Origin of the sequence: Cryobacterium algoricola, from assembly GCF_004402485.1 — a bacterium.
GTDB lineage: Bacteria > Actinomycetota > Actinomycetes > Actinomycetales > Microbacteriaceae > Cryobacterium > Cryobacterium algoricola.
In genome coordinates this window covers 771,072-789,583 of the sequence record NZ_SOFG01000011.1, presented here as the reverse complement: position 1 = coordinate 789,583, position 18,512 = coordinate 771,072, and the positions used below count along the sequence as shown (strand labels likewise).

Genomic DNA, 18,512 nt, shown 5'->3' with positions numbered 1-18,512 from the left:
CCCAGCCTCCGCGCTCCCGCGCCCCGACCTCGAAGTGAGAACGCCATGACCCTGCAGACCGACCAGTCCATCGACACCTCGCCCATCGCCGTCGCCGCGGACGGCCCTGGCGACCTCGACCCGCTCTGGCGCGCCGTCGAGACCGAGATGCGCACGCGCAGCAACGACATCCACGTGCCGATCTCCTTCGCATTCGCCGAGCGGCTCTGCGAGGCATACCCGGAGGCCGACGCCCTCGTCGTGCGGGTGGCCATCCTGCTGCACGACAGCGGCTGGGCCAGGGTCGACGAGACCAAGATCATCTCCGAGGGCTTTGGCGCGAACTGGCGCCAGGCCCAGATCCGCTACGAGCACGAACTCAAGGGCTGCCTCATCGCGAGGGAGGTGCTGCCGGGCCTCGGCTACGACGATGCCTTCATCACCCGGGTCACCGACATCATCGACGGCCACGACACCCGCGTCGAGTCGTACTCCATCGAGGACTCGCTCGTGCGCGACGCGGACCGGCTCTGGCGCTTCACCCCGGCAGGCATAGCCCTCGCCTCGAGCTGGTTCGGCCAGACGCCGTCGTTCTACTGCAGGCGCCTGCGCACCGAGATCCTGCCGGAGCTCATCACCGCCGCCGGCCTCGAGATGGCGACGATCGAACTCGACAGGGCAGAGGCGCTGCTGAAGATCGCGGTGCTCTGATGACGGGTCGGACGACAGACGAGGCAGCGGCGCCGGCAACCGCACCGGCAACAGGCGCCACGGCCGGCAATCCGGCGCAGCCCGCGAGTTTCCCGGCCACCCTGCCATACGGGCACGTCGACGACCTCTTCATCGACGGCGCCTGGCGTGCGGCGAGCGGAACCGGGCGGACCACGGTGACCAACCCGGCGACGGAAGCGGCGTGGGGCAGCGTGCCGGTGGCATCCACTGCCGACGTCGACCTCGCCGTCGCGGCCGCCCGTCGCGCGTTCGCGCGTGCGGGCGCCGACGGCTGGCGCGGGCTGGCCCCCTCTGAGCGTGCCGGCTACCTGGAACGCCTGGCCGGGGAGATCGAGAAGCGGTCGGTGGCGATCTCGCACACCAACACCGCGGAGAACGGCTCGCCGGTCGCAGAGACCGGGCGTGCGGCCTCGAACGCGGCCGCGATCTTCCGCTACTTCGCCGGCCTGGCCGGCTACCTGGAGACCGTGGACGTGCGCCCGTTCCCCGACGGCTCCGCCGAAACCGTCGTGCGGCAGGACCCGGTCGGCGTCTGCGCGCTGATCGCGCCGTGGAACTTCCCGATCAACCTCGTCGTGGCGAAGCTCGCGCCGGCCTTGATGGCCGGGTGCACCGTCGTGATCAAGCCGGCGTCGCCGACGCCGCTCTCGATCCGCTTCATCGCGGATGCGGTCGCAGCGGCGGGCATCCCCGCCGGTGTCGTGAACATCGTCACCGGGAACAGCGCCGTCGGCGACGCCCTCGTGCGGCACCCCGGTGTCGACAAGGTCGCCTTCACCGGCTCGACCCCGGTCGGGCGCCGCATCGCCGGGGCGTGCGGCGAGCTGCTGCGGCCGGTCACCCTCGAGCTCGGCGGCAAGTCCTCCGCACTCGTGCTGCCGGACGTCGACCTCTCGGCGATGCAGCAGGTGCTGATCCGCAGCTGCCTGCGCAACACCGGGCAGACCTGTTACATCTCCACGCGCATCCTCGCGCCGGCCGGGCGCTACGACGAACTCGTCGACATGGTCACGGCCACGGTCCAGGCCGCGCGACAGGGCGACCCGATGGACCCGGACACCGTCTTCGGGCCCGCCGCGACGCGCGCCCAGCGCGACACGGTGCGTGCGTACATCCGCTCCGGCATCGCAGAGGGTGCCAGGGCGACCACCGGCGGGGATGTGCCGAGCGGCTTCGACCGCGGCTACTTCGTGCCGCCGACCGTGTTCACCGGCGTGACGCCGGGGATGCGGATCGCGCGCGAGGAGATCTTCGGGCCCGTGCTGTCGATCCTGCGCTACGACACCCTCGACGAGGCGATCGGCATCGCGAACAACACCGCGTTCGGCCTCGGCGGCACGGTGTTCTCAGCGGATGCCGACGCAGCGTTCGATGCGGCCACCCGGATGGACACCGGTTCCGTCGGACTCGGTTTCTTCGCCTCGAACCACAACGCTCCCTTCGCCGGCCGCCACGACTCCGGACTCGGCGCCGAGTTCGGACGCGAGGGACTGCACGCGTACCTGAAGCCGCAGTCCGTGCACCGCCGCATCCGCTAGCCGCAGCCCTGGGTCCCGACGTGCGCGCGCTACACGTGCGCCGTTTCGCGCCAGGCGTGCCTGGCGCGAAACGGCGCAGAGGGCGCGCGGCCGTGAATCGGGCGGATGCGGGGCGGAGCTGGAGCGGGGCGGCTCAGCGGGCGCCGACGACCATCCAGCGCGCGGCGCGGGCGCGCAGGCCGAGGGTGACGCCGCGTGCGCCGAGATAGCCGAACGCGAACGCCGCCATCAGCCAGGCGAGCCCGATGGCCCCTTGCGGCGCCCAGGCGAGCACCGCCCAGGCCAGCGGGACGAAGACCAGCAGATTGACCATTCCGGTCACGGCGAGGTAGCGGGCGTCACCCGCGCCGATCAGCACGCCGTCGAGCACGAAGACGAGTCCGCAGAGCGGGCCGGACAGGCCGAGGACCACGAGCGTCAGGGGGAGGAGCGAGCTCACCTCTGCCGCCGTCGTGAACAGGCCGCCGAGCAGGGGGCTCGTCACGACGAGCAGCGCGCCGATCGCCGCACCCCCGAGCAGGCCCCACTCGAGGCACCGCCGCAGCACCGCCCGCACTTCGGGGAGGTCGCCGGCCCCGAGGCCGCGCCCGACGAGGGCCTGGGCGGCGATCGCGAGCGCGTCGAGGGCGAACGCCATCGCCGCGAAGACGGTCATCGCGATCTGGAACGCCGCGAGCTGGGGCGAGCCGAGGCTCGTCGCCACGAACACCGCGAGCAGCATCGCCGCACGCAGGCTCGCCGTGCGCAGGAACAGCCAGCCGCCGCTCGACGCTCCCCGCAGCATCCCGCTGCGGTGCGGACGCAGCCGGGCGCCCTCGCGCCGGGCGTGCCGCACGACCACGACGAGGTAGACCGCGACCATCGCCCACTGCGCGACGACGGTGCCGAACGCAGACCCGACCAGCCCGAGCCCGAGGCCGTAGATGAACCAGAGGTTGAGCACGATGTTGACCGCGAAGCCGAGGCCGGCCACCCAGAGCGGCGTGCGGGTGTCCTGCAGTCCGCGGAGCAGCCCCGTCGCCGCGAACACGAGCAGCATCGCCGGGAGGCCGAGCATCGACACGGTGAGGTACCGGGCGGATGCCGCGGCGACGGCAGGCTCCGCGCCGAACGCTCCCACGAGCTGCGGGCTCAGTGCCGCGCCGAGCAGCGCGAGCACCAGCCCGAGGCCGAGCGCCAGCCAGAGCCCGTCGATGCCGACGGACACGGCCCTGCCGCGGTCACCCGCGCCGAGCCAGCGGGCGACGGCGGGGGTCGTGCTGTATGCGAGGAACACCATCAGCCCGACGATGGTCTGCAGCACCGCGCTCGCGAGTCCGAGCCCGGCCAGGTCGACCGCACCGAGGTGCCCGACCATTGCGGAATCGGCGAGCAGGAACAACGGTTCGGCGACGAGGGCGCCGAAGGCCGGAAGGGCGAGGCGCAGGATCTCGCGGTCGATGGGCTGCGTGCGGAAGATGGCGATGCTCCCGACTCTAGCGGCGCCCTCCGACAGGGGTTCTCGGCTCGAATTCCCGGGCACAGCGAATAGCATGGACGCATGACTGACCTGGGGACCGCATCCGGAATCGACCGCGACGAACTCGACACGGGCATCCGCCCGCAGGACGATCTCTTCCGTCACGTGAACGGGAAATGGATCGACCGCACCGAGATCCCGGCGGACAAGGCCCGCTGGGGATCGTTCTACCTTCTCGCCGAGGAATCGGAGAAGGCCGTGCGCGAGATCATCCTCGAGGCGCAGACCGCTGAGCCGGGAACGGAAGCCCGCAAGTTCGGCGACCTCTACTCAAGCTTCATGGACGAGCAGCGGGTGAACGCGCTCGGCGCGACGCCGCTCGTCGCCGACCTCCTGGCCGTCGACGCGATCGACGGGGTCGCCTCCCTGCTCGGCACCCTCGGCCGCCTCGAGCGCGCCGGCGTCGCCGGCGCCTTCCAGCTCTACGTCGACAACGACCCGGGCAACCCGGAGCGTTACCTCGTCTTCATGGAACAGGGTGGCCTCGGCCTGCCGGACGAGTCCTACTATCGCGAGGAGAAGTTCGCCGCCGTCCGCGACGCCTACCGTTCCTTCCTCGAGCGGATGTTCGGCCTCGCCGGCATCGACAACGCCGCGGTGCGCGCCAGCCGGGTCTTCGAACTCGAAACCGCACTCGCCGGGCACCACTGGGACAACGTGCGCTCCCGCGACAGCGAAAAGACCTACAACCTCAAGACCTGGGGCCAGGTCACGGCGCTCGCGGCCGGGGCGGACCTGCACCTCTGGCTCGCGGGACTCGACGCCCCCGCCGGTGCGCTCGACGAGATCGTCGTCCGCCAGCCGAGCTTCGTGACCGGACTGGCCGAGATGCTGACAGAGGACGGGATCGACGGGTGGAAGGACTGGCTGCGCTGGCAGATCATCCGCTCGAGCGCCTCGTACCTCTCCGACGACTTCGTCGAGGCGAGCTTCGACTTCTACGGCCGCACGCTCACCGGCACCCCGCAGCTGCGCGACCGGTGGAAGCGCGGCGTCTCCCTCGTCGAGGGATCGCTCGGCGAGGCCGTCGGCCGGATCTACGTCGAACGGCACTTCCGGCCGAGCGCGAAGGCGAGCATGGACGTGCTCGTCGGCCACCTCGTCGAGGCCTACCGGCAGAGCGTCGCCGAACTCGACTGGATGACCCCGGAGACCCGGGCGCGTGCCCAGGACAAGCTCGAGAAGTTCACCCCCAAGATCGGCTACCCCGACAAGTGGCGCGACTACTCCAGCCTGTCGATGGACGCAGGCGACCTGATCAAGAACGTGCGCGCCGCGAACGAATTCGAGTTCCAGCGCGAACTCGGCAAGATCGGCAAGCCCCTCGACCGCGACGAGTGGTTCATGACGCCGCAGACCATCAACGCCTATTACAACCCCGGCTTCAACGAGATCGTCTTCCCCGCGGCCATCCTGCAGGTCCCGTTCTTCTCCGACGAGCGGGATGCCGCGGCGAACTACGGTGCCATCGGCGCCGTCATCGGGCACGAGATCGGGCACGGCTTCGACGACCAGGGCTCGAAGTACGACGGCGACGGGCTCCTGACCGACTGGTGGACCGCGGAAGACCGTGCGGCCTTCGAAGAGCGCACGAGCTCGCTCATCGAGCAGTTCAATGCCCTCGCCCCCAAGCAGATCCCCGAGCACCACGTCAACGGCGCGCTCACGATCGGCGAGAACATCGGCGACCTCGGCGGCCTGTCGATCGCCTGGAAGGCCTACCTGATCTCCCTCGACGGCGCAGAGCCGCCCGTGATCGACGGTTTCACCGGAGCCCAGCGCTTCTTCCTCTCCTGGGCCCAGGCCTGGCAGCTGAAGATGCGCGACGAGGAGGCCATCCGCCTCATCTCGATCGACCCGCACTCGCCGAACGAGTTCCGCTGCAACCAGATCGTGCGGAACATCGACGAGTTCTACGCGGCCTTCGGCGTCGCGCCCGGCGATGAGCTCTGGCTCGACCCGGACAAGCGCGTCACCATCTGGTAGCCGAGCGGGACGTGCCGGGGCGCCCAGGGGCGTCCCGCTCCGGCGCAGGTCGGGCGTCTGGGCTATGGTGCTGAGGGGAACAAGGAGCCGGAACACGGAGGGACCCGAAAAAGTGTCCACGCCAGCGCGGGAATCGGAGCGACGGTCGCGTCGTGGTGCCCCGAGCAGGGGACGTCACGGCGTCTCGGAGCCGATGGCGAATTTCGGCCGCGGGTTCCAGGCGCTCGGCAACCTCGCCGTCGAGGGCGTCCAGGTCTCGGCCCGCGCCACCGACCTCGCGACGGGCAAGGTCCTCTTCTCCGTCGACGACCACGTCGTGATGCCGACGGCAGGGATCGGAACCGTCCTCCTCCTGGTCGAGGTCGCCGCCCGGCTCCCGAACGCCGAATTCGGCGCCCTCACCATCCTCGACCGCACCCCGGCGGACTCCGTCGGGGGTTCTGGCGTCTGGCAGCACCTGCAGGCCCCGTCGCTGCCCGTCGCAGACCTCGCCGCCCTCGTCGGCGGTGTCGGCGACAACCTCGCCGCGAACGTGCTCCTGCGCGCGGTCGGCCTCGCGGCGGTCCAGGCCCGCACCGAACAGCTCGGCATCTCCCACACCGCGCTGCTCGACCTCGTCCGCGACGAACGCGGCCCCGACCACGCGCCCCAGCTCTCCGTCGGTAGCGCCCAGGAGCTCACGGGCCTCTTCACGTCCCTTGCCCGCGGTGAGGTCGTGGATGCCGCGACGAGCGAACGCGTGATCGGCTGGCTGTCGCTCGGCGCGGATCTCTCCCTCGTCGCGAGCGCGTTCGGGCTCGATCCGTTCGCGCACCGTGGCGGCGACCACGGGTTGCTGCTCGTCAACAAGACCGGAACGGCGCCCGGCGTCCGGAGCGAGGCCGGAGTGCTCCGCGGCCCGCGGGCCGGCGTCGCCTATGCCGTCTCGATGTCCTTCGCCGACACCCGCCTCCCGCTGCGCCTCGCGGTCCTCGACGGGATGCGCGCCGTCGGCCTCGACCTGCTCGAGTACGTGCACTGAAACCGAGTTCCTGAGTACCTGAGTACCTGAAGACCTGAGTCCCGAACGCCTGAACACCTGAACACCGAACACCTGACCGAGACCCGCCGAGGAGAGGGGCAGCGGATGTCCGCGAACGACCGGACGCACGCGCAGACGGACGCCGGACTGCCGGGAGCGAGCCCCGGCATCCGCCCGGTCTTCGAGGTCGAGCTCAACGGCATCAACGCGATCGACCGCGCTGAGCATCGCGGCCGCCCGCGCGAGCTGTTCTGGCCGTGGTTCGCGGCGAACGTCTCTGTTCTCGGCATCAGCTACGGTTCGTTCCTGCTCGGGTTCGGCATTTCGTTCTGGCAGGCCACGATCGTCGGCCTCGTCGGGATCGTGCTCTCCTTCGCGCTGTGCGGTTTCGTGGCGCTCGCGGGCAAGCGCGGCCACGCGCCGACGATGACCCTGAGCCGGGCGGCGTTCGGCGTCGACGGCAACCGGGTGCCGTCTGCGCTGTCGTGGCTGCTCACGGTCGGCTGGGAGACCGTGCTCGCCTCGCTCGCGGTGCTCGCGACGGCGACCGTGTTCACCGAGCTCGGCTGGGACGGCGGGGTGCTCACCCAGGTGGTGGCCCTCGTCGTCGTGGCCGGCCTGATCGTGGCGGGCGGCGTCTTCGGGTTCGACCTGATCATGCGCCTGCAGAAGTGGATCACGATCGTCACGGGCCTGCTCACGGTCGTCTATGTGTTCCTCGTCGTCGACCACATCGATGTCGGAGCAATCGCGGCGATCCCCGGCGGAGACCTTCCGCACGTGATCGGCGCGCTCGTGTTCATGATGACGGGCTTCGGCCTCGGCTGGGTGCAGGCCGCCGCGGACTACTCCCGGTACCTGCCCCGCTCGGCCTCCAGCCGCGGCGTCGTCGGCTGGACGACCCTGGGCGCCTCGCTCGCCCCCGTCGTGCTGCTCCTCTTCGGGCTCCTGCTCGCGGGATCCTCGACCGACCTCAGCGCCGCCATCGCCGTCGACCCGATCGGGGCGCTCACGACGATCCTCCCGGTGTGGTTCCTCGTGCCGTTCGCCCTCGTCGCGGTGCTCGGCCTGATCGGGGGCGCCGTGCTCGACATCTACTCCTCCGGGCTGGCGCTCCTCACCACCGGGCTGCGGGTGCCGCGCTTCGTCGCGGCCGGGATCGACGGGGTGATCATGGTGCTCGGCGCGATCTACGTCGTGTTCTTCGCCGGGAGCTTCCTCGGTCCGTTCCAGGGCTTCCTGATCACCCTCGGCGTCCCCGTCGCGGCCTGGTGCGGCATCTTCCTCGCCGACTTCGCGCTCCGCCGCTCCGACTACGACGCCGGGGCCCTCCTCGACCCGCGCGGGCGCTACGGGAGCGTGCGGGTCGGCGCGCTCGGACTCCTCGGGCTCGGTTCCGTCGTGGGCTGGGGCCTCGTCACCAACGGCTTCGCGGACTGGCTCGCCTGGCAGGGGTACCTGCTCGGCCCCCTCGGCCTCGGCGGCCGGACCGGCGACTGGGCGTTCGCGAACCTCGGCGTGCTCGTCGCCCTCGCGATCGGCTTCTGCGGCACGCTCCTCGTCGGCCGCGGCGCGGTGCGCGCCCAGGAGCAGCAGCCCCTCCGGCGCTGACCCGCCCACGCGCTCAGTCGGCCGCGGGCGGAGGTTTCGGCTTCCACTGGTTCGCCCGCTCGCCCCGGCCGGCGAGCCGGGCGGTCTCGTCGACGCGTTTCGCCCGGGTCGCCGGCGTCTTCGCCTGCACGATCCATTCGAGGATGCCGCGGCGAGCCGAGGGCGGGAACGCGTCCCACTGCGCCCGCGCACCCTCGATCCCGTCAAGCGCGGAGCCGAGGTCTGCGGGAACCGTGAGGTTCTCGACCTCGTCGAGCCGGGTCCAGGAGCCGTCCGCCTCTGCGGCCGCGACGACGGCCTCACCGGCGGGCAGCATCCGCCCCTCGCTCCTGAGCACCTCGATGCGCAGTTTGTTCGGCCGGGCCCAGGCGCTGCCGCGTTTCCGTGGCGAGAAGTAGAGCATGGTCCGGTGCTCGTCCAGCCGGCCCGGCTTGCTGTCGATCCAGCCGACCGCGAGCGCCTCGAGCACGGCGTCCTCGTAGGCGAGGATGGGGCGGCCGGACGCCTTCCGCCAGAACACGAGCCACACGGCCGTCGCCGCCTGGTGGTTCTCCCCGAGCCAGGCCCGCCACTCGTCCACCGACTCCGGGTGGATGCGCGGCACCTCGTCCCCGCTCGCGTCGCCTGTCCTCATGCGAGCGACACTACCCGCGAGGTCAGGAGGGGGGAGGGGCGAGGCCGAGGCGCGGGAAGAGGGCGTCGAAGCCCAGGTCGAGGCCGCCGGTCAGGGCGGACCCTCCATGGTCGGCGCCGGGAACCTCCCGGTAGACCGTGGTGATCCCGGCATCCTGCGCTGCGGCGGCGAGGATCCGTTGGCCGCCGGAGAATTGGGTGTCCAGGGCTCCGACGGTGAAGACCGCGAAGTCCCCGGGGAGCCGGTGGGCGGCGAGCAGGTTGACCGGCTTCTGGGCGTCGTATGCCGCCTGGTCGCCGCCGAAGACGTCGTTGAGCGTCCTCGTCGGAACCTCGGACCCCGGCGAGACCTCGCCGGAGATGTCGAGCACGTTGGACCAGATGTCCGGGTGCTTGGCCGCGAGCGAGATGGCGCACTGGCCGCCGTTCGAGTACCCGGCGATCGTCCAGTACCGGTGGTCCTGGATCACGTTGAGGTTGGCGGATGCCCAACTGACGACATCCCGGGTCAGGTACGTCTCGACCTTGCCGAATCTGGCGGTGTCGAGGCAGAGCGGATCGGCGGCCGGGTTCCCCAGCTGGTCGGCCACCAGGACGATCGGGGCCAGCCCGCCGTGCCGGGCGGCCGCACGGTCGAGGCTCTCCGCTGCCTGCTCGGGGTCCGGGTTGCCCGGTTGACCCATCAGGAGGATCACGAGCGGCAGGGCTGGGGCATTCGGCACCAGGGCCGCCGGCGGCAGGTAGACGCCGGCCGGGCGGGCCACGAAACCGGAGAGCGGGTTCGGGATGGCCTGACTTCCGATGCTCCCCGTCGCGGGGAGTCCGGGCGGGGGTGTCCAGGTCTGCCAGAGCGGTCGGTTGGCGTGCCCGGGACGCTCGTCGCCCACGCTGGGGCGCAATGTCGGCGCCGTGAGGGCGATGGGCGGAAGGACGTTGATCCCGAGGAGGGCGCCGAGCGTGCGATCGAGTCCGTAGCCGGCATTGATGCCGAGCGCGCCGGTCGCCGCGAACAGCAGCACCGAAACCGCCGCGATGCTCCGGCGCAGGGGACGCGTCTTCCAAAGGTTGACCAGGGCGAGCCCGATGGCCCCGCACGCCGCCGCCAGCCAGAGGTAGGTCACGGCGCCGAGACCCACCCCGAACAGGTTGAAAACGCGAACCGTGAGGAACCAGGTCAGCACGGCGGCGAGGAGGCCGGACCCGATCCCGATTCCGACGGTCAGGAGCCAGCGCCTGCGCGGCGGCCTGGCGAGCAGGAAGACGACTGCGGCGGCGGAGAGCACCCACGCCACGAGTGTCACCGGCGGGTGAACGATGTCGAGTCTCAGCAGCCCCCCGAGACCGTCCACGCCCTAGCCGAGCCCGAGTCTGCTCGCGAGCACGCCGAAGGCCCGGGTGAGCCCACCGTCCAGCGCCTCGAGGGAATGGCCCTCGCCGGGCACCTCGTAGTACGTCACCGCTACCCCCGCAGCCTTGGCCGTTCCGCTCAGATCCTTGAGTCCCGGTTCCATCTCCGAGTCCTCCGAGCCGACCGTGAACACGGCCGTGGTGTCAGGGTAGCGTCTCTCGCCGAGCAGTGTGGCCGGTTTCGTGGCGTCATAGGCCGCCTGGTCCCCCCCGAACACGTCAGCGAGCACGTCGGGCTCCGTTTCGAGGCCGGCATACGCGGTGCCGGAGGCGTCGATGAGGCTGCCCCAGACCTCCGGGTACCGGAGCGCGAGCGACAGGGCGCACTGGCCGCCGTTCGAGAACCCTGCGACGGTCCACGAGTCGCGGCCGGTCTGGATGTTCAGGTTGCCGCGCGCCCAGTCGAGAACGTCCCGCTCGAGGTACGTCTCGACCTGGCCGTATTCCGCCGTGTCCAGGCACAGCGAGTCGACGTCGGGATCCCCCAGCTGGTCGGCCACGAGCACGATCGGGGCGAGGCCGTTGTGGGCTGCGGCGAAGGCGTCGAGCACGGATGCGATCGGTCCGGCGTCCGGGTCTCCCGGCTGTCCCATCATCATCAGCACGAACGGCAGGGCCGGGGCATCGGGGACGAGGGCGGCGGGCGGGAGGTAGACCTCCGCGTCGCGCGCGCTGAAGCCGGATACGGTCGCCGGGATCCGCACGCTGCCGAAGCTGCCCGTGGACGGCAGGTCGGCCGGGGGCCGCCAGGTCCCGGGGAGGGGGGATGCAGCATCCGGGGCCCCCGCCGCCATCGGTGCGGAGAGGAGGGGGAGGGACATCGGGGGGACGGCCTCGTCCGGCCGCACGAGTCCCGTCGTGACGTTGAGCGCGACGACGACGGTGGCGACGAGCACAACGACGCCTGCTGCTCCCGCGGCGATCCCGAGACGCCCCGCGGCGGAACGAGTGCCCATTCGACCGCCCTCTCCCGAAGCCAACGCGAGCCCTGCGACTCTGTTGTTTTCGACGTTAGGAAAGCAAGCTGGACATTCGGTGCGAGCGGCGCCGGCCGGAATTCCCCGTCCGGATGCGCGAAAGCGGGTGAGCCGTCTGTTTGCCCCAGTCAAGACGACGATTCACCCGCTTTCGCGAGCCTCAGAGGGTCAGCAGCAGCGGCCCTGCGGGTTGGCGTCCTGGCGGTCGGTCTGGTCCCGCCAGAACTCGCGTTCGGTCATCATCCGCTCCCCGGGATGGGCGGGGTCGGCTGCCCCGTGCGCCGCTTCGTGATGCGCCCGGTACTTGTCCCAGGCGTCCTCTCCCAGCACCCCCTTGACGTACCAGGCCAGACCCCGCGCTGCCCGGCGGATGCCGCTGCGAACCGCAGCGAGCGGTGTCACGCCGGCCGAGGGCATCCGCTGCCCCCGGCCCGCCCCGGATTCCGTCACCGGACCGTCACCGGCCAGGGGCGCCGGCGCCGGTGTCCTGGGCCCTCCTGGCGCTCTTCTCGGCGGCGGCCTGGGCGTCCCAGCGACCCTGCAGTTCCTTTTCGGCCGGGGTCGGCAGGAAGCCGGACGGCGCGAACATCTGCGACGGGAGCGCGGGGTCCTCGTTGGTGCCGAAGTCGCGGCTCTTCCAGGACTTCCAGGTCGCCACGACCGAGGAGACGATCACGATGATCGCGAGGGTGACGAAGAGGATCGACAGGAGTCCCTGCACCATCGTGTTGCGCACGACGGCCTCCATCGCCGCAACGCTCGGCGCCGTGCCGAAGGAGGTCTTCCCGGCGGCGAGGGCGTCGGAGAACGCCTTGTTCTGCGCGAAGTACCCGACGGCCGGGATGGTTGAGAAGATCTTCAGCATCGAGGCATAGATCGTGATGATCGCGGCGAACGCGAGGGGAACGGCGACGATCCAGATGTACTTGAACTTGCCCTGCTTCGCGACGATCGCCATGCACACCGCGAGCGCGATGGCGGCGAGCAGCTGGTTCGCGATGCCGAAGAGCGGGAACAGGGTGTTGATCCCGCCGAGCGGGTCCGTGACGCCCATGATCAGCACCGCGCCCCAGAGGAGCACCATGATGCCCGTGGTGAGCCACGCCCCCGTGCGCCACGAGGTGTTCTTGAACTTCGGGAAGAAGTTGCCGAGGCTGTCCTGGAGCATGAAGCGCGCGACGCGGGTGCCCGCATCGACGGCGGTGAGGATGAACAGGGCTTCGAACATGATCGCGAAGTGGTACCAGAACGCCATCATGCCCGAGCCGCCTGCGACCTGTTGCATGATGTGCGCGAGCCCGACGGAGAGCGTCGGCGCGCCGCCGGAGCGGGAGACGATCGTGGCCTCGCCGACGTCCTTCGCGGTCTGGGTGAGCATCTCGGGGGTGAGGTTGACCCCGGTGAGCCCGAGGCTGTTGACGAACGCGACGGCGCCTTCGACGGTGCCCCCGGTGAGGGCTGCCGAGGAGTTCATCGCGAAGTAGATGCCGCGGTCGATCGAGACGGCGGCGACGAGGGCCATGATCGCGACGAAGCTCTCCATGAGCATGCCGCCGTAGCCGATGAAGCGGGTCTGGCGTTCCTTCTCGATGAGCTTCGGAGTCGTGCCGGAGGCGATCAGGGCGTGGAAACCGGACAGGGCGCCGCAGGCGATCGTGACGAAGAGGAACGGGAAGAGCGACCCGCTCACGACCGGTCCGCCGTTGGCGACGAACTCGCTGAAGGCGGGGACGGTGATCTCCGGGCGCACGATGATGATCGCGATCGCGAGCATCCCGATCGTGCCGATCTTCATGAAGGTCGAGAGGTAGTCGCGCGGGGCGAGCAGCAGCCAGACCGGGAGGATCGCGGCGACGAAGCCGTAGATGATGATGCCGATCGCGAGCGGCACCGGGTCGACGTGGAAGAACGCCGCTCCCCACGCCGTGTTCGAGATGGCGCCGCCGCCGATGATCGCGGCCAGGAGCAGCACGAACCCGATGATCGAGACCTCACTGACCTTGCCCGGCCGGAAGAAGCGCAGGTAGCAGCCCATGAAGAGCGCGATCGGGATGGTCATCCCGACCGAGAAGACGCCCCAGGGGCTCGCAGCGAGGGCGTTGACCACGACGAGGGCGAGGATGGCGACGATGATGACCATGATCGCCATCGTGGCGATCAGGGCGGCGGTGCCGCCGATCTTGCCGAGCTCGTCGCGGGCCATCTGGCCGAGGGAACGGCCGCCGCGACGCATCGAGTAGAACAGCACGATGTAGTCCTGCACCGCCCCGGCGAGAACGACGCCGACGATGATCCAGATCGTGCCGGGCAGGTAGCCCATCTGCGCGGCGAGCACAGGGCCGACGAGCGGTCCCGCCCCGGCGATCGCGGCGAAGTGGTGGCCGAAGAGTACCCGGCGGTCTGTCGCCGCGAAGTCCTTGCCGTCCGCCTTGTACTCCGCGGGGGTCGCCCTGCGGTCGTCCGGCTTCAGCAGGTGCTTCTGGATGTAGTTCGAGTAGAAGCGATAACCGATCAGGTAGGTGCACACCGCGGCGAAGACGAACCAGATGGCGTTGACGGTCTCACCGCGGACGACCGCGAGCATGACCCAGCTCAGTCCGCCGAGGAGGGAGATGCCGGCCCAGAGTGCGATCTTGGCCGGGGTCCAGCGCCGCTCCTGCGCGTCATGTTCTGTCTGGTCGAGGGCGACGGGGAGTAGGGCCGGATCGCGATCGAGCGGATCAGCCCCCGTGAAAGCGTCGTTCGGCGTGCGGGGCCTGGTGCCCATGATCTCTCCTTTGAGGTGGTGCAGATGGTGCTGAGGTGCGGCTCGCGTTCGTGCCGAATCCAAGCTGAGTGTGAGCTGAATTCGTGATGATTCCTTAGCAATGCTAACAGCCTGAGGGTCGCACCGGGACGAGAGCCTAAAATGGGTACGCCTGACCGGGAATTTCCGGAAGCGCCGCCCCACATCCACCCTCGACCATTGGAGCCACCGTGGCCGCACCCTCCCGCCTCGATTCCGTCATCGCCCTCGCCCGCCACCGCGGGTTCGTCTTTCAGGCGGGTGAAATCTACGGCGGATCCCGGTCCGCGTGGGACTACGGGCCCCTCGGCGTCGAGCTCAAGGAGAACATCAAGAAGCAGTGGTGGCGCTTCATGGTCACGAGCCGCGACGACGTGGTCGGCCTCGACTCCTCGGTGATCCTGCCCAGGAAGGTGTGGGAGGCATCCGGTCACGTCGAGGTCTTCAGCGACCCGCTCGTCGAGTGCACGAGCTGCCACAAGCGTTTCCGCGCCGACCACCTCGAGGAGGAGTTCGAGGAGAAGAAGGGGCGTCCCGCCGAGGGCGGCCTCGACGGCATCCCCTGCCCGAACTGCGGCAACCGGCACACCTGGACCGAGCCGCGCGCCTTCTCCGGCCTGCTCAAGACCTACCTCGGCCCCGTCGACGACGAGGCGGGCATGCACTATCTGCGCCCGGAGACCGCGCAGGGCATCTTCGTGAACTTCGCCAACGTGCTCCAGGCGGCCAGGATGAAGCCCCCGTTCGGCATCGGCCAGATCGGCAAGAGCTTCCGCAACGAGATCACACCCGGAAACTTCATCTTCCGCACCCGCGAGTTCGAGCAGATGGAGATGGAATTCTTCGTCGAACCGGGAACGGACGAGACCTGGCACGAGTACTGGCTCGAGCAGCGGATGAGCTGGTACACCGGCCTCGGCATCGAGCCGGAGAACCTGCGCTTCTTCGAGCACCCCGCCGAGAAGCTCTCGCACTACTCCAAGCGCACCGTCGACATCGAGTACCGCTTCGGGTTCAGCGGGAGCGAGTTCGGCGAACTCGAGGGCGTGGCGAACCGCACGGATTTCGACCTCAAGACGCACGCGGCGGCATCCGGCAAGGACCTGTCGTACTTCGACCAGACCAAGAACGAGCGCTGGGTGCCCTACGTGATCGAGCCGGCAGCCGGCCTGACCCGCTCGCTGATGGCATTCCTCGTCGATGCGTACCACGAGGAGGAAGTGCCGAACGCGAAGGGCGGCGTCGACAAGCGCACCGTGCTGAAGCTCGACCCGCGCCTCGCGCCGATCAAGGCCGCCGTGCTGCCGCTCTCCCGCAACGAGGCGCTCTCGCCGATGGCCCGCTCGCTCGCCGCACGCCTGCGCGAGTCGTGGAACGTCGACTTCGACGACGCCGGCGCGATCGGGCGCCGCTACCGCCGCCAGGACGAGATCGGCACCCCGTACTGCATCACGGTCGACTTCGACTCGCTCGAGGACCAGGCCGTCACCGTGCGCGACCGCGACACGATGCAGCAGGAGCGGGTGCCCCTGGACAAGCTCGACGCCTACCTCGCCGAGCGCCTCCGCGGAGCCTGACCCGAGCGCGGGCTTTTCGCCGCTGCGCGTGTGGTCCGCCACCCGCGCAGCGGCGCAGCTCCCGCGCTCGCTGACGAGACGCCGAGACGCCGAGCCCGAGCGCTCAGGATGCCCGGTGCGCCGACCCGGGGAACGGTTCCGTCGGCACGTCGGCCCCGACGCCGGTCGCCGAGGTCGGTAGCTCGACCCGGATGCCGAACAGGGCGTCGAGGCCGCCGGTGAACGCGGCCTGCTCGCCGGCCCTCGCGAGTTCGCGCGAGCGGACCATCGGAGTGTGCAGCAGAACGCTCGCGAGGTGGCGCAGCGCCCGCTCGGTCTGTTCGGTGTCGTCGCCGTGCGCGCGCGCCCGTTCGATCTCGGAATCGAGAAGGTCGAAGACGTGGCTGCGCAACGCGACGACCGCCGGTGCGAGGCTCTGCTCTTCTGCGACCGCCGAGAACTTGCGCGCGGCGCGGCCGACGAGCAGGCGGGCCTCGCTCGTCGCATTGAGCTCTTCGAGCGGGGCGTGGATGCGGATGGTCTCGAGGTCGAGCAGCTCGACGCCCGGGATCTCAGTGACATCGGGGGCGACGTTGCGCGGCAGGCCGAGGTCGATGATGAGTCGCCTGGCAGCAGGAGCTTCCGGCTCTGCGCCGGTGCCGACATCCTCGTTCGCTGCGGCGCCCGCGCGGAGCAGCGCGGCCGTGACGACGTGGTGCTCGACGGTCGTGCAGGTCAGGATCAGGTCTGCACGGTCGGCCTCGAGGGCGAACGCCCGCTCGGAGACGGGCATGATGCCGTGCGAACCCGCGAACTTGGCGGCCCGGCCCGTTGGCGAGTAGACCCGCACGTCCGTGACGCCGAGGTCGCGGAGGGCCGCGAGGCTGGCGCCGGCGTAGCGGCCGGTGCCGACGAGTAGGACGCGGGCGGTCCCCCAGTCTACGATCCGCGTCTCGGCGAGTTGCAGGGCGAGGCGCACGAGTGAGCGTCCGGCGGCGCCGATGCCGGTGCGGTTCTTGACGCCGCGGGAGGTCTGCGACGCGCGCTGGAACAGGCGCTCGAGTTCGGGGGTGGTCGTGCCGCGCTCGCGGGCCTCCTCGAGGGAGCGGCGCACCTGGCCGGCGATCTCGCCCTCGCCGACGACGACGGATTCGAGTCCGCTCGTCACGGCGAACAGGTGCTCGGCGACGCCGTTGCCGTGCACGAAGTCGAGGGTCTCGCGGAGGACGTCTGCGGTGACGCCCGTTCCGGCGCTGACGCCGGCTATCGCGGCCTGGACAGCCTCGAGAGGGGAGGCGCCGTCCGGCTCGTCGAGGTCGAGGTAGGCCTCGAAGCGGTTGCAGGTCGCGACGATGACCGCTCCCGACAGGGTCGGGTACCGCTCGATGATGCCGCCTGCCGTGCCGGGCGCGCCGACGGACAGCTTCTCGAGTACATCGAAACTCGAGTTCTTGTGGTTCGCGGACAGGCAGATCAGCACTCGGTGAGTCTACGTTGTCCATCTGGGAGCGGATCAGATCCGCACGGCATCGGAGTCCTGAAAGTTTGACAGAATTGACACAAATGAACCTCGACGCGCAACACCCCCTCGCCTCCGGACTCACCGCCGATTCCCGCCTCATCCGCGCATACCAGGGCACCCGCCCGGAGGTCACGCCGGTGTGGTTCATGCGCCAGGCCGGGCGTTCCCTTCCCGAGTACCGGTCGCTGCGGGTCGGCACCCGGATGCTCGACGCGTGCCTCGACCCGGAGATGGCCAGTGAGATCACCCTCCAGCCGGTGCACCGGCACCAGGTGGACGCGGGAATCCTCTTCAGCGACATCGTGATCCCGCTCAAGCTCGTCGGCGTCGACGTCGAGATCGTCGCCGGGATGGGGCCGGTGCTCGGCAAGGCCGTCCGCACCGCCCGCGACGTGGAGGAACTCGTCGCGCTCGACCCCGCCGTGCTCGAGACCACCCTCGACCCGATCCGGAAGGCCGTCGCCCGAACGGTCGCCCAGCTCGGCGGCACCCCGCTGATCGGGTTCGCCGGGGCGCCGTTCACCCTCGCGGCCTACCTCGTCGAGGGCGGTCCGTCCAAGGACCACATCCACGCGCGCACCCTGATGCACGCCGATCCGGCGGCCTGGGCCTCCCTGATGGACTGGACCGCGGAGGTGACCGGCCGCTTCCTGCGCGCCCAGGTGCTCGCAGGCGCGAGCGCCGCACAGCTCTTCGATTCCTGGGCCGGTGCGCTCTCCCTCGCCGACTACAGCAGGTTCGTCGCCCCGGCATCCGCTGCGGCGATCGCCCACGTGCGCGACCTCACGTATGCGGAGACGACGCCCGCTGCTGACGCGCCCATCCGCCGCAACGTTCCCGTCGTGCACTTCGGCGTCGGCACCGGCGAACTGCTCCAGGAGATGCACTCCGTCGGCGCCGACGTCGTCGGGGTCGACTACCGGGTGCCGCTCGACGAGGCCAACCGGCGCCTCGGCGGCAACGTGCCCCTGCAGGGCAACCTCGACCCCGCCCTGCTCGCGGCGCCGTGGCCCGTTCTCGAGGCGCACGTCCTCGACGTCCTCGAGCGGGGACGCACCGCTCCGTCCCACGTGCTCAACCTCGGCCACGGCGTCCCGCCGCTGACCGACCCGACCGTGCTCACCCGTCTCGTCGCCTTCGTGCACGAGGTCACGGCCGGCGCTCCCGTGGAGACCGGAGCACCCGGGGCATCCGCCGCCGTACCCAGCGAGCCGGCGACAACGCCGACCGTGTCCTGAGCCGGCGC

General features: G+C 70.4%; 14 protein-coding genes. 7 read left to right on the top strand and 7 right to left on the bottom strand.

Annotation, left to right across the window (positions count from 1 at the left end):
• Positions 1 to 45: 45 nt before the first annotated feature.
• Together E3O44_RS10390 and E3O44_RS10385 are read left to right on the top strand one after the other, a co-directional pair.
• Positions 46 to 690: an HD domain-containing protein gene (locus E3O44_RS10390; RefSeq protein ID WP_134534649.1), complete on the top strand. Its 645-nt coding sequence runs from the start codon at positions 46 to 48 to the stop codon at positions 688 to 690.
• Positions 690 to 2,249, top strand: coding sequence for an aldehyde dehydrogenase family protein (locus tag E3O44_RS10385; RefSeq protein ID WP_134534648.1), 1,560 nt, complete (start codon positions 690 to 692; stop codon positions 2,247 to 2,249). Before E3O44_RS10390 ends, E3O44_RS10385 begins: the two co-directional genes overlap by 1 nt.
• Before the next feature lie 133 nt (positions 2,250 to 2,382).
• Here the strand turns inward: E3O44_RS10385 and E3O44_RS10380 are convergent, their stop codons facing one another.
• Positions 2,383 to 3,771, bottom strand: a complete 1,389-nt coding sequence (locus E3O44_RS10380) for an MATE family efflux transporter (protein ID WP_241976236.1) — start codon at positions 3,769 to 3,771, stop codon at positions 2,383 to 2,385.
• Between the two features lie 18 nt (positions 3,772 to 3,789).
• On the opposite strand from E3O44_RS10380, the gene E3O44_RS10375 reads away from it, so the two are divergent.
• From E3O44_RS10375 to E3O44_RS10365, 3 genes are all read left to right on the top strand, one after another.
• Positions 3,790 to 5,754 carry a M13 family metallopeptidase gene (locus E3O44_RS10375; RefSeq protein ID WP_134534646.1) on the top strand — a complete coding sequence of 655 codons (1,965 nt, stop codon included), beginning with the start codon at positions 3,790 to 3,792 and terminating at the stop codon, positions 5,752 to 5,754.
• 193 nt (positions 5,755 to 5,947) lie between these two features.
• The gene (locus tag E3O44_RS10370) at positions 5,948 to 6,775 is read left to right on the top strand and encodes a serine hydrolase (RefSeq protein WP_241976234.1); all 828 of its coding nucleotides are present in this window, start codon (positions 5,948 to 5,950) and stop codon (positions 6,773 to 6,775) included.
• 105 nt (positions 6,776 to 6,880) lie between these two features.
• Entirely contained in the window at positions 6,881 to 8,386 is a 1,506-nt protein-coding gene (locus tag E3O44_RS10365; protein WP_134534644.1) for a purine-cytosine permease family protein, read from the top strand.
• A 13-nt stretch (positions 8,387 to 8,399) separates the two neighbouring features.
• On the opposite strand, the gene E3O44_RS10360 is transcribed toward E3O44_RS10365, so the two are convergent.
• From E3O44_RS10360 to E3O44_RS10340, 5 genes are all read right to left on the bottom strand, one after another.
• Positions 8,400 to 9,020, bottom strand: a complete 621-nt coding sequence (locus E3O44_RS10360) for a YdeI/OmpD-associated family protein (RefSeq protein ID WP_134534643.1) — start codon at positions 9,018 to 9,020, stop codon at positions 8,400 to 8,402.
• Positions 9,021 to 9,042: 22 nt separating this feature from the next.
• Positions 9,043 to 10,320 carry an alpha/beta hydrolase gene (locus E3O44_RS10355; RefSeq protein WP_241976232.1) on the bottom strand — a complete coding sequence of 426 codons (1,278 nt, stop codon included), beginning with the start codon at positions 10,318 to 10,320 and terminating at the stop codon, positions 9,043 to 9,045.
• Between the two features lie 51 nt (positions 10,321 to 10,371).
• A complete protein-coding gene (locus tag E3O44_RS10350; RefSeq protein WP_134534641.1) occupies positions 10,372 to 11,382 on the bottom strand; it encodes an alpha/beta hydrolase in 1,011 nt (336 codons plus the stop codon).
• Between the two features lie 189 nt (positions 11,383 to 11,571).
• Positions 11,572 to 11,820, bottom strand: coding sequence for a YbdD/YjiX family protein (locus tag E3O44_RS10345; RefSeq protein ID WP_134534895.1), 249 nt, complete (start codon positions 11,818 to 11,820; stop codon positions 11,572 to 11,574).
• A 40-nt stretch (positions 11,821 to 11,860) separates the two neighbouring features.
• Positions 11,861 to 14,170 (bottom strand): carbon starvation CstA family protein, encoded by a 2,310-nt coding sequence (locus E3O44_RS10340; protein WP_134534640.1) that lies wholly within the window; start codon positions 14,168 to 14,170, stop codon positions 11,861 to 11,863.
• Positions 14,171 to 14,379: 209 nt separating this feature from the next.
• Here E3O44_RS10340 and E3O44_RS10335 point away from each other — a divergent pair, with 209 nt between their 5' ends.
• A complete protein-coding gene (locus E3O44_RS10335) occupies positions 14,380 to 15,765 on the top strand; it encodes a glycine--tRNA ligase (RefSeq protein ID WP_134534639.1) in 1,386 nt (461 codons plus the stop codon).
• Positions 15,766 to 15,868: 103 nt separating this feature from the next.
• Here E3O44_RS10335 and E3O44_RS10330 read toward each other — a convergent pair whose 3' ends face one another.
• Complete coding sequence (locus E3O44_RS10330) at positions 15,869 to 17,224, bottom strand: glutamyl-tRNA reductase (protein ID WP_134534638.1); 1,356 nt, start codon at positions 17,222 to 17,224, stop codon at positions 15,869 to 15,871.
• 83 nt (positions 17,225 to 17,307) lie between these two features.
• On the opposite strand from E3O44_RS10330, the gene hemE reads away from it, so the two are divergent.
• A complete protein-coding gene (hemE, locus tag E3O44_RS10325; RefSeq protein WP_134534637.1) occupies positions 17,308 to 18,504 on the top strand; it encodes a uroporphyrinogen decarboxylase in 1,197 nt (398 codons plus the stop codon).
• Positions 18,505 to 18,512 lie beyond the last annotated feature (8 nt).